The organism is Streptomyces sp. NPDC047917 (genome assembly GCF_043204345.1).
GTDB lineage: Bacteria > Actinomycetota > Actinomycetes > Streptomycetales > Streptomycetaceae > Streptomyces > Streptomyces sanglieri.
This window is the reverse complement of record NZ_JBIDCA010000020.1, coordinates 50,933-65,749: the sequence shown is the minus strand read 5'-3', so window position 1 is coordinate 65,749 and position 14,817 is coordinate 50,933. Positions and strand designations below refer to the sequence as shown.

General features: G+C 68.0%; 9 protein-coding genes and 2 pseudogenes. 8 read left to right on the top strand and 3 right to left on the bottom strand.

Going from position 1 to position 14,817, the window contains the following annotated elements; all coding sequences use genetic code 11:
• The first annotated feature begins 12 nt into the window (after positions 1-12).
• The 7 genes and pseudogenes from ACGF8B_RS37890 to ACGF8B_RS37860 all read left to right on the top strand — a co-directional run bounded on the left by ACGF8B_RS37890 (position 13) and on the right by ACGF8B_RS37860 (position 9,657).
• Positions 13-1,899: a hypothetical protein gene (locus tag ACGF8B_RS37890; protein ID WP_392747034.1), complete on the top strand. Its 1,887-nt coding sequence runs from the start codon at positions 13-15 to the stop codon at positions 1,897-1,899.
• Entirely contained in the window at positions 1,896-4,916 is a 3,021-nt protein-coding gene (locus ACGF8B_RS37885; RefSeq protein ID WP_392747033.1) for a helicase HerA domain-containing protein, read from the top strand. The genes ACGF8B_RS37890 and ACGF8B_RS37885 overlap by 4 nt, the downstream gene beginning before the upstream one ends.
• Positions 4,913-7,159: a hypothetical protein gene (locus ACGF8B_RS37880; RefSeq protein ID WP_392747032.1), complete on the top strand. Its 2,247-nt coding sequence runs from the start codon at positions 4,913-4,915 to the stop codon at positions 7,157-7,159. The genes ACGF8B_RS37885 and ACGF8B_RS37880 overlap by 4 nt, the downstream gene beginning before the upstream one ends.
• 4 nt (positions 7,160-7,163) lie before the next feature.
• A complete protein-coding gene (locus ACGF8B_RS37875; RefSeq protein ID WP_392747031.1) occupies positions 7,164-7,412 on the top strand; it encodes a DUF6406 domain-containing protein in 249 nt (82 codons plus the stop codon).
• Positions 7,413-7,450: 38 nt separating this feature from the next.
• Positions 7,451-7,933: pseudogene (locus tag ACGF8B_RS37870) on the top strand (transposase); the annotation flags it as partial.
• Positions 7,934-8,179: 246 nt separating this feature from the next.
• A complete protein-coding gene (locus ACGF8B_RS37865) occupies positions 8,180-8,377 on the top strand; it encodes a hypothetical protein (RefSeq protein ID WP_392747029.1) in 198 nt (65 codons plus the stop codon).
• A 536-nt stretch (positions 8,378-8,913) separates the two neighbouring features.
• Positions 8,914-9,657, top strand: coding sequence for a hypothetical protein (locus ACGF8B_RS37860; protein ID WP_392747028.1), 744 nt, complete (start codon positions 8,914-8,916; stop codon positions 9,655-9,657).
• A 386-nt stretch (positions 9,658-10,043) separates the two neighbouring features.
• Here the strand turns inward: ACGF8B_RS37860 and ACGF8B_RS37855 are convergent, their stop codons facing one another.
• A complete protein-coding gene (locus ACGF8B_RS37855) occupies positions 10,044-10,346 on the bottom strand; it encodes a hypothetical protein (protein WP_392747027.1) in 303 nt (100 codons plus the stop codon).
• Between the two features lie 860 nt (positions 10,347-11,206).
• Here ACGF8B_RS37855 and ACGF8B_RS37850 point away from each other — a divergent pair.
• The gene (locus ACGF8B_RS37850) at positions 11,207-13,006 is read left to right on the top strand and encodes a hypothetical protein (protein ID WP_392747026.1); all 1,800 of its coding nucleotides are present in this window, start codon (positions 11,207-11,209) and stop codon (positions 13,004-13,006) included.
• Between the two features lie 121 nt (positions 13,007-13,127).
• Here ACGF8B_RS37850 and ACGF8B_RS37845 read toward each other — a convergent pair.
• A pseudogene (locus ACGF8B_RS37845) lies at positions 13,128-13,578 on the bottom strand (DUF6225 family protein).
• Positions 13,579-13,733: 155 nt separating this feature from the next.
• Positions 13,734-14,165: a DUF6083 domain-containing protein gene (locus tag ACGF8B_RS37840; RefSeq protein ID WP_392747025.1), complete on the bottom strand. Its 432-nt coding sequence runs from the start codon at positions 14,163-14,165 to the stop codon at positions 13,734-13,736.
• Positions 14,166-14,817: the final 652 nt, after the last annotated feature.

The window sequence follows — 14,817 nt, the reverse complement described above, 5'->3', positions numbered from 1 at the left end:
ACGGGGGGCGTAATGAGCGCTGACGAGGGCGGAACCGGGCTCAAGGAAGAGGGCGGTCCGGGGGACCGGGAGGAGGACGCGGCCGACGCGGAGCTGGCGCTGCGCGTCTTCACCGGGGATGAACGCTGGGGCTGGGAGTTCGTCCAGCCTCCCGCGCCTCCGGCACACCGCGATGCCGGCAACCCGCCCGTATACACGGACCCTTCCGACTCCGAGGTGCGTTCAGCCCAGGAGCGGGCCATGGGCGGCAAGAACACCTCCAGCTCCGGCTGCGCGATCCTGATTGCGGGCATCGCGGCGTTCGCGGCCGGCGGAATGGGGGCCGCGGTCATCGTCGTCATACTTGTCATCGTCGTGTTCGCCATGACCTCACCCCAGGCCAAGCTGCGGGCCGCCGAACACCGGCTGGCCTCCGCGAGGCAGCGGGCCCGGAACGACTACGAGGCACGCACGAAGGCCTGGCAGCAACGGCTCGCCGCCCACAACGCCGAGCACCTTCGCCACAACGAGACGCTGGAGACCTGGTTCCCGATCTCGCTCACGTCCAAGCCCAGCCGCATCGACGTCTTCGGCGGTACGGGCAACGGCTGGGCGAGCCTGCTCGCCACGCTCGGCGGGCCGCTCCTCGGCGGGGGCCAGTCGGTGGTGGTCCTCGACCTGAGCCAGCAGGCGGTGGCCCTGGAGCTGGCCGGCCTCGCCGCCCGGCGCGGGGTTGCCGTCAGCCACGTACCCATGCCCGGGGCCCTGCTCGGGCAGGACCTGCGCGAGGAGTTCACCTCCGAGGAACTGGCCGAGGCCTTGGCCGAGGCGCTGGCGTCCATGCGCCCGCCCGGCGCGGACATCGACCTCCACACCATCGACGTGGACGTGGTCCAGACCGTGGCGGACCTGCTGGAAGGCCCGGTGACCTTCGCCCGCCTCGCCGCCGGACTGCGCGTCCTGCTCCGCGTGTACGACGTGGACGCCCAGGGGCCGGGCGCGCTCAGCCTGTCCGAAGTGGACTCGATCACCCAGGCCGTCGACCTGCTGGGCCAGGGCGAACGCGTCCAGAACGAGCTCCGCTACGTGCGGGCCCAGACGGAGCTGCTCACGAAGGCGGAGGCGGCGGCCACCCCCGACGCCCTCGCATCGGGCTGGTGGCGGCCCGGCGGCCTCACCGTCGTCACCACAGAGGACCTGGTCCAGCGCCGCAAAGACCTGACGGACCGCTTCGTCTTCTTCCAGCTGCTCCACACACTGCGCAAGCGCGCCTTCGCCCCCGGCTCGGGCACGCTCGTCGTCGCCGGAGCGGACCACCTGGGTCGGGAAGCCCTCGAAACCATGGGGCGCCAGGCACGTACAGCGGGAGTGCGGCTGGTCTTCCTCCTGGAACACCTCAGGGAGGCCACCGTCCAGGTTGCCGGCGGATCCGACAGCGCGACGGTGTTCATGCGTATGGGCAACGGCGAGGAGGCCAAGGCGGCCGCGCAATTCATCGGTCAGGAGCACAAGTTCCTCGTGAACCAGCTGACCCGGCAGGTCGGGGAGACCGTCACCGAAGGGCGCGGCACCAGCTACAGCTACCAGCGCGGCCTGTCGGACACGGAGGGCTTCAACCGGGGCGGAGGCTGGAAGTCCGGCAGCAACTGGGGCAGTTCCCGCTCCTCCTCCACCTCACTGTCCCGGAGCTGGCAGGACTCGACGAACACCTCGACCGCCCGATCGACGACGACCGGCGAAAACCTCACCCGTGTCTACGAGTTCACCATCGAGCCCACACAGCTCCAGGCCCTCCCCGTAACCGGACTGGTGCTCGTCGAGGCTGGCCCGGGCGGCCGCCGCGTTGTGTTCGGGGACTGCAATCCGGGGATCAACTTCTTGCCCCGGCTGTCCCCCCGACCGCGTCCGAGCCTGACGTGACCGGGGAGTTCGGCGCCCCGCCCCGACCCGCGGGGCTTGCCTCGTACCGCTTCCACCGGCTGCTCACCGTGCCCCGCCGCCCGGAGGACCCGCGCACCGAGGACCGTACCGCCGCGCAGCTCACCGCCGCCGTCACGGCGGCCCACGCCGTACTCGGCCACCTCGGGACAGAGAACCCGCACGAAGGGCTCCCCGTGGGGCTCGCCGCGGCGTGGGCCCGCCCGGGACCCCACCAGCCGATGCACTTCCTCGTGGGCGGAGCCCCGTACTTCCCGCCCGCCGGACAGGAGCCGCGCGCGGAAGGAGAGCATCCCCTGAACTATCCGCCGGGGGCGACCGCCCGCGGCGTCCCGGCGGGCGAGGCTTCCACGCTGCTGGAGCGGATGCCGTACTGGCTGCCCTGCCTCGGGTCCCACGACGCCTTGAGGATGGGCGACGACGAGCGCGCCCTGCCGACGGAGCGCCGTGGCTCCTTCGACGACTCCGTGGCCCACCTCCCGGAAGCCTTCGCCTGGCTGGTGCTGGCCGAGCCCGTCCCGCACGAGCGGCTGGAGCGGGAGCGCGCCGCGCTGTCCGTACTGCTGCCCCGGCTGCGCCAGCGGGAGAACTCCGAGGCCGACCGAGTGGCGGCCGAACGTGCCGAGGCCCGCTACCGCGAGCTGACGCGAGCACTTGCCACCGGGGTCTGGAACGTACGCGTACTGGTCGGTGCCCAGCGGCCCGAGTCCGCGCTCGCCTCGGCGGCACTGCTGTGCGGAGCGGGTGACCTGGACGACCTGCCGTACGTTCTCGTGCCGGCCCGGCGTCCGGTACCCCTGACGGACGCGCTGGCCGAGTCCACTCCCGCCGCCACCGGGTCCGGACCGCCGGGATCCACTCCCTTCATCGCCACCGCGGAACTGGTCGCGGCGCTCGCCAGGCCGCCGCAGCGCGAACTGCCCGGAATCCGTACGGTGGCTCCGAACCGCTTCGACGTCACCGCCGACGACCCGGGGCAGGACGCGGCCGCCGACGGCTTCCTGATCGGCGACATCCTGGACGAGTCCCTGTCCGCCGCAGGCCGGCTCCACGTCTCGCGCTCGACCCTGAACCGGCATGCCTTCGTCTGCGGGGCCACCGGTTCGGGCAAGTCACAGACGGTACGGAGCCTGCTCACCGCCCTGTCCACTCACGAGCGGCCGATCCCCTGGCTGGCGGTCGAGCCGGCCAAGGCCGAGTACGCGCGTATGGCCGGACGCCTCGCCCCGGCGGGCGGAGGGGAGGCGGCGCACCGCGTCACCGTGATCCGGCCCGGGGACGTGGACGTCCCGCCGGCTTCGCTCAACCCGCTGGAGCCGGAGCCCGGATTTCCGCTCCAGAGCCACGTGGACCTCGTACGGGCCCTCTTCCTGGCGGCGTTCGAGGGACACGAGCCGTTCCCTCAGGTGCTGGCCCGGGCCTTGTCCCAGTGCTACACGGCGGCCGGCTGGGACCTCGTCACCGGCGAGCCGCGCCCGCCCCACAAGCCGAAGTACCTACTGGCCGAGCCGGACGAGCCCCGGACGGCGGTCTACCCCACGCTCGGCGATCTCCAGTCGACCGCTCAGCAGGTCGTGGAGATGATCGGGTACGGCAAGGAAGTCACCGCGGACGTCAGGGGGTTCGTCGACGTCCGCATGGGTTCGCTGCGGGAGGGCACGCCGGGCCGGTTCTTCGAGGGCGGTCATCCGCTCGACATCGCCGGCCTGTTGTCCGGAAACGTGGTCCTCGAACTGGAATCGATCACGAACGACCAGGACAAGGCTTTCCTCATCGGTGCCGTGTTGATCAGGCTGGTCGAGCACCTGAGGGTCCACCACGGCGCGGGAGGCGTGCCCTTGCGCCACGTCCTGGTGGTGGAGGAGGCGCACCGGCTGCTCAAGAACGTCGAGGACGGCCCCGCGGCCGCGGCCGTCGAACTCTTCGCCTCGCTCCTGGCCGAGATCCGCGCGTACGGCGAGGGCGTCGTCATCGTGGAACAGATACCCAGCAAGATCCTGCCCGACGTGATCAAGAACAGCGCGCTGAAGATCATGCACAGGCTTCCCGCGGAGGACGACCGCCGGTCCGTGGGCGCCACCATGAACCTCCAGCAGGAGCAGAGCGAGAACGTCGTCTCCCTGCCGCCGGGACGCGCCGCGGTGGCCGCCGACGGCATGGACCGGCCGGTGCTGACGGCGATGCCGCACGGTGAACACGACGAGAGCACGAAGGACGCGTCGACGGCGCCGCCCCTGCTCGCCGGACGCAGTCCGCTCTGCGGGGCCTCCTGCCGCCGCGAGCCGTGCACCCTGCGCACGATGAACGACTGTCACCACCTCTCCGTGGTTCCGCTCCACCTGATCTGGGCGGAAGTGGCCGCGATGGCCCAGGCGATGGGCATGGCGGCGCCCGAGCCGAGCGGAGCGGTTCGCTCCGCGCTGACGGCCCTCCCCGAGCGCGACCTGGAGTGCACCCTCGTGTACCTGGTGGAACGGACCGTCGGCGCGCGCGAGTCCCTGATGCGGGACGAGGTCGACCCGACGGACTTCGCCGAGCGACTGCACGCGGTACTGTCCTGCGCTCTGCGCGGTGCAGAGCCTCCGGGCGGGGACCGGCGCCGCTACACGTACGCCAACTACCGCTTCCGGGACGTGATCGCGGCGATCGCGCGAGCCCGCAAGGCGAATCCGGACGGCCCGCACAGCTACCCCGAGCACGCGGCGCAATGGGCGGCCAGAGGTCTGGTCCTGACCGGGACCTCGGGCGCGGAACACCGCCTCCAGGTCCACGCCCTGCCCGGCTACGGGCCGGAGAAGCTCCACGCCCGGGTCGGCGACGTGGACCGCAGCGGCTTGCGCGACGCGGTGTCGGCGGTGACGGGCGGCACGACGCGGGAGCACGTCACACGGGCCTTCGCGCTGGCCTGCGCGGAGGGTCCTCTATTGAACGCGGTAGTGGCCGAGACGGCGGTGCGCGTGGCCATGGTGTGCGTCGAGGGAAGAGAGCCCCGTTCATGAGCGAGCTCGGCGGTGCGTCCGACGCGCCACCCCCTCCACCGCCCCCGCCGCCGCCGGTCGACGCGCAGGCGCACCGGGACGGGGACGAACCGGACGAGGCGGGGGCCGAGGGCACAGGGGCCCAGGACGCCCCCCAAGGGGATCCTGATTCCGAAGTGCCCGAACCGGAACTGCAACCGCAATCGGAAACACACGACATACCCACCCCCACCTCCGAGCAGCCGACGGACGGCAACGTCGGTACGCAGGAGACGCAGGCACGGGCCGATCAGCCGGAGCCCGAGCCCGAGCCGTCGTCGGCCGATCAGAACCCCCCGGACGGCACCGACCGCCCCGCAGCGACCGCATCCGACGACTCGTCCGAGAACCCGGACCCGGTTACCCCGGGGGAGTCCACACCCGACGAGCCGACCATGGACTCCCCCGAACCGAACCCGGAGCCTGAGCCGAACCCGGAGCCCGAACCAGAGCCGGAACCGGAGCCGGAACCGGAGCCGGAACCCGAGCCGGAGCCCGAGCCGGAGCCCGAACCAGAACCGGAGTCCGAACCGGAACCAGAACCAGAACCAGAACCGGAGTCCGAACCGGAACCAGAACCAGAACCAGAACCGGAGTCCGAACCGGAGCCGGACCGGGAAGCCGAACTCGAAAGCGAGCCAGAGCCAGAAGCCGACACGGAACCCGAAGCCGAGTCCGTACCCGCGCCGCAGGACGTATCCGAACGCGAACCCCAGGTCGAAGAGGAGCCCGAACAGGAACCGGAACCGGACACACAGGCACCACAGGACGGCTGGCCCGTCGACCTTCCCGGGGAAGCCCCGTCCGAAGCTTCGCCGGACGAGGCCGACCGTCCCGAGCAGGGCGACGTTGCGGAGGAGGCACTGGACGGAGCCACCCCGTCCGATCGGTCAGGTATGCCCGAGCAGACCGACACGCGAGATCAGGACCCCGACGGAGTACCCGCCGTCGAGGGAGCGGACGACCAGGCATCCCCTGCCGCCGAAACCGCCGAGACGGTGGCGAAGGTCGCCGAAGGCATGGGAAAGCTCGCCGTCGCCGTGACCGAAGCTGCCGTGGACATCGCGGGACAAGCCGTGAACGCTGCGGAGGGGGCCGCCGCCGGCGCGTCCTTCGACTTCCGGGCCGACGCCGCGACTCGGGGGTTCTCAGACGGCGCGAGCCGGGGGGACGCCTCTGCGGAACCGACGGAACCGACCGAACCCAGTGGGGACTCCGAAACGTCCACGTCCACGCCCGAGACAGAGACAGTCGAGGGCGGCGTCCTGGACAGGCTGAGGCAGCTCGCGGGCAGGGGACCGGAGGCGAGCGAGGCCGAACGTCTGACAGGCACGGTCGATCGCCCCGCCTTCCAGGATCCGACCCTGGATCGGCAGTATGTTCCCGACCGTTACGGCACACCTCTCGACCGTGCCGACGGCACGCAGACACCCCTCTTCGACGAAAATCTCGGACGCGAGCAGGCAAAGCAGGGAAGTATCCAGGATTGCGGCATCATCGCCACGTTCTGCGGAGTCGCCGCCCATCGCCCCGAAGCGATACGCGCATTGATGTCACAGACCGAGGACGGCAATTACTCGGTCAAACTGCATGAAGCGACCAGGGCCCCTGGCGACAGATTCCTGCCCACAGGACGTGAGATCCAGCTCACGGTGACGCCCGAGCTTCCCGTATTCGACGCCGACCCCAGCACACCCGCCTTCGCGACCTCCGGAGACGGCGGGACGGCGTGGGCGCCCATCCTGGAGAAGACGATCGCGGCCAGCGATCAGGGGTGGGACACACGACGCCGTGACTTGTGGGCCGAGAAGCAGCAACTCGCCGGCGCACCCGAAACTCCAGAGGGTTACGTCCGGCTCGAAAAGGGGAGCACCGCATTCGACCGTGCCGAACTACTCACTCAGCTCACCGGCGAGCCTGCCGTCGTGTTGGACTTCCCCGACCAGTACGACCGCCATGGACGCAGCCCGAACGCGCAGCTCATCGGTGACATCCGGCAACGACTCACCGACGGGAAGCCAGTGCTGGTCGGCACTCATCACCCCAGTGAGGTCAACGGCCCGCTGACGAACGACCTTCAGAAGGAACACGCATACGAGGTGACCGAGGTCGACGACAGAGGAAGGCTTCATCTGCACAATCCCTTAGGTATCAACCATCCCGAGCCTTTGACGATCGCACAGTTCAGGGCCAACATTCGGCCGCAGTATTCCACTTTGGAGTAACCACATGGCATCTGAGATCTCCATCAGGCGGGGAGCCCCGACACGGGCTGCCATCGCTTTGTTCGGCGTGATAGACGTGGACGCCCGCCCTGGGTATCCACTGACGGTCCGCCTCGGTTTCGACGACGGCGAAGAGCACCGGTACACCCTCGAACCGGGTGACACCTTTCGCGTTCGGGACGAGACCTGGGTACTCCATCGCGTGGAGGACCCCGCCAACGACTGGCGGGTATTCATCCGCAAGGTCGAGTAGCAGCGCCGTCTCGGCGTCGCCGAGGACGCCTCCTGCGTCTATGGCTGTGGTGGTCGGGCACCGGCGCCACCACAGCGGACTTCGACCGCTGCTGGCATTCCTTCCTGCGACGCTTCGACCACACGTTTCGGCTGTTCAAGCAGACACTCGGCTGGACCAAGCCGCGGCTTCGTAGCTCGGAAGCGACGGACCGGTGGACCTGGCTGGTGATCGCCGCCCATACCCAGCTCCGACTCGCCCGCCCGCGGGCCACCGATCATCGTCGACCCTGGGAGAAGGTGGCCGAGCCGAATAAAACTGACACCCGGCCGCGTCCGCAGAAGGGTCAGAAACCTGCGCAGAGCATGGGTTCTCCAGCCGGTGCGCCCAAACCGTCCCGTCCCGGACCAGGCAGGCCGCCTGGCTCGAAGAACCGCCGCCCCGCCGTTCGCCACGACGTGGGCAGAGTTCTCGCCACTGGTGAGGCATACAACCGACCCGCCCACCACAAGGCCGATACCAAACCGCGCCGAACCGGTTAAAAGACAAGCTTACGGGCAGAGGTAATCGTGTGAAAATCCTTTTGACTGCATAACGATCTCCCCCTAGCGTGACGCGCAAGTACTGAATGATCACGCTTGAAGGGGTGCGAAATGAGACGTATCGCTAAGCTGACAGCACAAGCAGCGGTGGTGTCCATGGGGCTCACCACGTGTCTGGTGGTCAGCGCGGGTTCTGCCCAAGCAGCTGTCTACAGCTGCCGGGCATCGTTCAATAACAGTGACAACTTGGCAGAGGCTACCTGCGACGGGGGATTCGGACGGTACCGGGTGAAGGCGAACTGTGCCTCGCCCAACTATCCCTACTCGATCACCATCTATGGCCCCTGGAAGTCCCGGGCGTCCGGTGAGGTGCATCAGAGCTACTCCCTGGTGGACGGTGACGCGTACAACTGCCACATCACCAGCGCCTCGACGGACGTCTAGGAGATCGCTCCCTGCCGCTCCGGCGGGCTCGGGCGGTGTGCCTGACGCTGATGTCTCTCCAGCCTCGTAGTTTCGTGACGGTCCGCCGCCGAAGTCGGTGGACCGCCTTCGCGTGCTGGGGTGAGGCTGGGCAGGGTTCAGGTCCGAGTGTCGCCTCGGGATGGCACAGGGTTCCACTGCTCCGGGTGTTGAGGTGCTGTTGAGCGCCTGCTCTCGATCCCCGGTGCGCGGGCGGGTTCCGCGTCGAGTCGCGGAACCCGCGTGTCTCGTCTGAACCTCAGGCGAACATCCACCCCTGTGCGCGAACCACCGATTCGGCGGCTATTGCCACCGGTTCGGTGAGCACGGCCTCAAGCGCCGGTGCCACACCGCCGTCGGTTGTGCTCGGCGGCGGCCGTCACGAGCCCTGGCCACCTTCTCCGCCCAACTGACCTGTGCCCTTACGACTTGGGGAACCGCAGGCTACTGTTCAGCACTCCGATACATGGCCGCTTCGGGAGTATGGGGGTTGCGGAGCAATGAGGCGGGTCAGAGTCGTGCGTACAGTGGTGGGGCTGGGCATCGCCGCTTCGGTGATCGCGGGAACCGCCTCCTGCTCCGACGGCAAGGGCGACCAGAAGGCCGCGTCTCCGAAGCGCTCCGACGGGACCACGAACTCCTCTCCCACCCCGGCACACTCCTCGCCCCCTCCGGCCGGCCCCCTGCTCGACGACGGCGTCCCCACGAGCGACGGGCTCATCGCGGCGCTGCCGAAGAAGGGGGAACTGCCCGCCGGATGGGTCAAGTCCGGGGAACATTCCGTCGGTTGGCGGGACGCCGCCGACGCCATCAAGGAGGGCGAAGACGCGACCGCGTGCGGGGCCACGGCGCTGGAGGCCGATCTCAACGGATCCGAGCGCCTGGTGGCCTCCAGCGTCGGGAACGAGGGCAAGGGCGACGGCGCCGACTTCTCCCTCAAGGTCCTGATGGACTCGGGCAACCTGGACGCCGAGCTCACCGAACCGGACCGCGTCGAACTCGTGACGGAGAACATGACCCGGGCGCGGGACTTATGGTCGTGTTTCTCCCCCGAGGAGTCCGGTATCGGCGACGACAGCCTGAGCTACGACACGGACCGATTCGCAAACATCCGTATTCAGGTCGGCCCTGTGGAGGTCTTCGTCCACACGCCCCGCTCGGGCGACAGCCCGTCGGCGGAGGACTGGGCGCGCGTACTGGAGCAGCGCATCCGCTCGGTGCTCGCGGGCCAGGCCCCAACCGCCCGAATCGCGGCGAAGTAGCCGCCGGATCAGGGATTTTCGGCCGGGCCGCATCCCGCTTGGCTCGTCACCTTCGGCTGGTCAGCCGTTGCGAGATTCAAGGGCGGCGATGCGAGCCTTGATTTCGAGCGGACTGCCCCGGATACGAGTCGCACCAGGAAACGAACAAGTTTTCTCATTCAGGTCTGACGTACCCCGTCCTCGACGACCTGGTCCGGGCCCAGCGCGACTGGCTCGCCACCTGCCGGCAGCTCGCCTGTTCTGTCCTCCCGGCAGATCGGCGCCCGGGTCGGTCTGTCCAGCACCGGCTCCGTCGCCTAGCAGCTCGGCCGCCTCGAAGCCCGGGGACTGATCAGCCGCACTGGCCAACACCGCTGGCGTTCCTGCCGCCTGAGCACCTGACCGATTCAGGGGCTGGTGAAGATGTCGTGGGTGCCGATGCGGCGCCAGACGATGTGTGCGCCGCGTTTCCGTTCCGGCCCGTACGACCAGGTGGCACGCCCGGCGGGTCCGGTGCCCATGGACCAGGTGAGCTCGTGTATGCCGGGGAACCCGCTGAGGTGCTTGACGCGGAGGCCGGCGCGGAAGCGTCCCTCGGCGCGCGGATCGTGGACGAAGGCGGTGACGGTTTGGCGGAGTCGGCGGCGCTGTTCTGGGGTGAGGCGGTGACGCTCGGCGGTGGAGCGGGGCAGGGACTCGTATGTAGGCACGGTGATTTCCTCCAGGAAGCACGAAGCCCCCGGCCGGTGGCCGAGGGCGGTGGTGGCTGTTCGTGTTGAAGGGCGTCGGTGATGTGGTGCTCAGTCGTGGCGGTTCGGGGGAGCGGTACGTAGGTACGCGGGTGGAGTCGCCTATGGGTCGAAGTCCGACGCTCTTGCAGGACGAGCTGCGCCGACTGAGCGCCGAGGTGGCTTCGTACTCGACAGTGAGCAGCGTTCTGACCGCAGTTCGGGAGGCGCTGCGGGGGGCCGCCCGCGTCGAATGTTCACGGCTTTGAGCAGCAGCCGGGGACAGGTGATTTCAGGGCGCCAGGTGCCCGCTGCACGTGCTGCCGTGACGGGTTGCCCAAGCCCCTCACGGCCTGACGTCTCCGAACCTGGTGAGCGGACCAGAACGGGTACCCGCGCTTCGGGCGGGTCCACAGCTCGCCTCCTGCACTCAGCGGGTCAACTTCGATAGGCACACGGATGCTGCGGGACCAAGACCGATTCTCGGCAGTTGGTTGAGTACGGCGAAGGACCGGATACTCAGCGATGGATCAGCCACCAGGTGATCCAACTCCCGACGGTCGTGCCGGCGCCGGCCGCGGCTCCGCGCACAAGACCATTGGCGAGTAGCCGCCCGGTCCGGGTGAGCCTGGCCCGGAAACGGTTGACTGCAGCGGGTCCGGTGGTTTCGTCGATGTTCACGATGTCCCTCTCAGGGATGAGCCGCTGCTTCGTTGGTGCGGCTCCGGGGTGGTTGCAGTTCCACGATTCCCCAACCAGGGCAGGTCCGGACGCGTTGGATGGTGTCCGGCGGACATCCGGCGGACATCCGCCGGACACCATTCAACGAGAGCGGGGGCATTGTGGAACTACACGAGCGACGACCGGGCAAGAACCGCTTCGGAACTCCGCGCGGAGACAGCCGGGAGATCAATGACCTCGCGCTCCTGTTACAGGGATGGCTCACGAGTGAGGGTCTCTCCGGACGGACCCTCCTTGCACGGCTGACCCCCGACCATTTCCCCGACCGACGCGTGCCCTCGCGCGATGCTGTCTACAGCGCACTCAACGGAATCGGCCTGGGCTGGCCCTTGATCGCCGCCATCGCCGACATCTGCTCCAGCGATACAGCCACCGAGCAACGCCTTCTCGATCAGGCTCGGCCCTTGTGGGACGCGGACCAGCATCGCCCCACCCCCGTGGTGAATATCCCGGCTGCGTCAACCGCCTCCGATGTCGAGGCGATCTTGGCCGCAAAAGAGAACATCATTGCTCTCCAGCGCGAACTCCTTGGCTGCCAGAAGGTCCTCATGGTCAGCGAACAAGCCCGCCGTGACGCCCACCAGGTCATCCTCGGGCTTCTGGACACCATCCGGCATCAGACCACCGTCATCCAACGCCTCTCCAGCATCGCTACTACCGAAGGCGGCGCACATCTGCGTCCCCAGCTCATCCAGGCTCGGGACACACACGCAGCAGCACACGTCGAACTTGCTCGCGCCGAACAGGACCGAGCGATCTTCGGACACGTGGCCGAAGCCGCCCACCACACCATTGATCAACTACGCGTTGAGCTCAACCGAATCCAGGGAACCGCCCATACCCCCGCGTACGACACCGTTGGATCCACCGCCCTAAAGTTCGACGACGCGTACCTGACGCCCCTTGCAGACGCCGTCGATCAAGCCCGGCGCATCCTCGACCAACGCGAAGAGGCCGTCCGAGCTGCCGTCGCCGACCTCGGCGGACCGGGACACTTCGCTCCGCCCCGGCAGACCCGAGAGACGAGATCGCCAGGCGCTTTCCTCCTGGGCGCCCGAGGGAGAACCACAGCCGCATTCCCCCCGCGTGGGCCGAGTCGCCGCCAGATTCTCATCGGCGGTGGCGCCGCATTGGCTGCGGTGGCAAGCACTCTCGTAACTTTGCACCTCACTGAGACCAACACCGCGGCGGAGCCCGAGGGTCAGCTAATTACTATCTACATGAATGATGAACCCGGCAAGAGTGTTCTGGAGGAGAATTCGAGGCCGCTGAGTGATTGGGGTGCCTTTAATGGTCTTGCAAGGTTTACGTCAGGGATTGACGCCGTAATGCAGGCGCCAGACAATAAGACTCACTATTGGGCATTCTCGGGAGATGAGTACATTCGCATCATGGTGAATGGAGACATTGACGTCAATGCTCGCCTGCTGGGGCCGAAGCCGCTGAGCAATTGGGTTGCTTTCAATGGTCTTGCAGGGTTTACGTCAAGGATTGATGCCGCAATGCAGGTGCCAGGCGACGTAAATCAGTATTGGGTGTTCTCGGGGAGCGAGTACATTCACATCGAAGTGGAGGATGAGACCAGCGCCGACACGCGATTGTCGCAGCCGGAGCCGCTGGGTAATTGGGGTGCTTTCAGTGGTCTCGCGAGGTTTTCGTCAAGGGTCGATGCTGTAATGCAGGTGCCAGGCGACGTGAATCAGTATTGGGTGTTCTCGGGGAGTGAGTACATTCGCATCGCGGTGAACGTAGATACTGCCACCAGTACCCGTCTGTTAGGCCCGAAGCCGCTGAGTGATTGGGGTGCTTTCGGTGGCCTTGAAAGGTTCGCATCGAGAATTGAATCTGTAATGCGGTCGGCAGTAGACCCCAATCGATATTGGGTTTTCTCAAGAGGTTGAGTGCACATGCAAGCTGCCCTCGGCGTTGTGGAGTTCGCGATCTACGCCGTTGATCGCCACTCGGGGCGAAGGGGCCGGGGCTCACCAGCTGTCGATCAATTCCACAAATTGCAGAGCAACGTCACAAAAATGCTGTGCAACCGCTGGCCCAACGCCGCGGCAAGGGCCCCTCGCGCGGGCAGAGCGCGAGGTTCTTCACCCGGCCCGTGCCGAAATCCACAAAGGCCCAGGTGAAATTCCTTCTCACTCGGGCGAAGGTTTCGACCGAGGCCCTGGTCAGGCTGCGGGAGAACGCAGCAGGTTCAGTCGAGCAGGTCGTACTCCCCGGGCGTCCAGTCGGCGACAGGGTGAGCGCCTTTCCCCTATCGACTCGTTCGGGCGTGGTGCCAGTGGCCGGCCACCAGTTCTCGACGTGGTGGGCGTCGACAAGGACGGATTCGCGGTACCCGCCGACGTCGCCGGGGTCTTCGGCGACCGATGTGGATGGGGGTGCCGTCGGGCAGGTCCTTGACGGCTTCGCGGAGTTGCGTGGTGTTCCATACCTGCGGTGTGTGGTCAAAGACGTCGGTCATGCGAACAGCGTGCCGGGCCGGGCGGCGTTGCTGATGGAGACACGGCCCTACCCCGGGCCAGAGCGCTGAGCCGGGGTACAAGGGGCTGGGTTGAAAAGCTGATCACCGGTGGTGACCCAGGCCCAGCCGGTGGACACCGTACCGGGCGGCCGCTGTCAGCCGGCCTCGGGGAGGGCCCAGCCGTCGGGGAGGTTGAACAGGCGTTGCGCCCGGCGTTCGTTCTCCTGCCGGAGCACGGTGGTCCAGGGCCAGGGGTCATCGCGCGGGAGGCAGGGGCAGACCACGCGGTGCGCGATGCGGCACCGGGCTCCGGGGAGCGGTTCGGCGTCCCACAGGTTCATCGCGGTCCCGTCCGTGGTGATGATCCAGCGCCGGCGCGGAGGGACCGTGTGCGCGGGGACGAGGATCCTCGGTTCGAGGAGTACCCAGTGACCGTCGTAGAGGGTGCGGTAGCGGTCCTGGGGCAGTGCACAGTGCGGGCAGTCCGGCGGTTCGGGTGGTGGTGGGGCGGACGCGCCCTCAAGGGCGGCCTGCAGCGTGCTCTCGGGGCGGTCCGGGCAGGGCGTGACGTTCTCGGTGTCCCCCATGCTTCACAGGGTCCGGACGGGCCGTCAGAACGGATAGGGCGCGATCCAGCCGTGCCGGGTGGGGCCATGCAGCCGCCGGCGAGCCCGCAGGCGTCCCACGGGGCTTGTGGCGACCCAGAGTTCACAGCTACGTGGGCCGGGACAAAGTACTCGTCTGACCGCACCTGATCGTCACCACCGACCGCACCAGCTACGGCCCGGACCTCTCCCGGCCTTCACCTCCCGGTTCCGAGAGACCAGTACGCGGCTGGTCGGTGGCGGCATGGTGCCAAGTGTTCGTCCGTTGCGGGACAGACGTCCACCAGCGTGTCCACCTCGACGAGGAGCTCGGAGAGCTGGCCAGGAGGCGGCTGGAGAGCGAGAAAGGCAGTCAGACAGTGGGCCGACCTGTCCCACTGGGACATCAGGCAATGGGCGAGGAAGATGTTGCCCAGTACCGACACGGCACGTCCCGATGACGCTTTCCGCCTTCGGTCGGCGGGGCCGCTGTGTGGCACCCGCCCCAGCAGGCTGGACATCGATCACGGCCAAGGCCTCACCACACCGGTGGGTGGCCGGCCGGGCCGCATTCCCGGTACTGCTCCGCAGGCCGGGAACGCCGTTCACACGGCATCTCTCTTCCGTCACCGGGAGAACACCGAACGGAAGCGCG

Excerpts from the sequence above, each read along its gene's own strand:
- ACGF8B_RS37890 (WP_392747034.1), top strand. The coding sequence starts at position 13 with ATGAGCGCTGACGAGGGCGGAACCGGGCTCAAGGAAGAGGGCGGTCCG.
- ACGF8B_RS37880 (WP_392747032.1), top strand. The coding sequence starts at position 4,913 with ATGAGCGAGCTCGGCGGTGCGTCCGACGCGCCACCCCCTCCACCGCCC.
- ACGF8B_RS37875 (WP_392747031.1), top strand. The coding sequence starts at position 7,164 with ATGGCATCTGAGATCTCCATCAGGCGGGGAGCCCCGACACGGGCTGCC.
- ACGF8B_RS37840 (WP_392747025.1), bottom strand. The coding sequence starts at position 14,165 with ATGGGGGACACCGAGAACGTCACGCCCTGCCCGGACCGCCCCGAGAGC.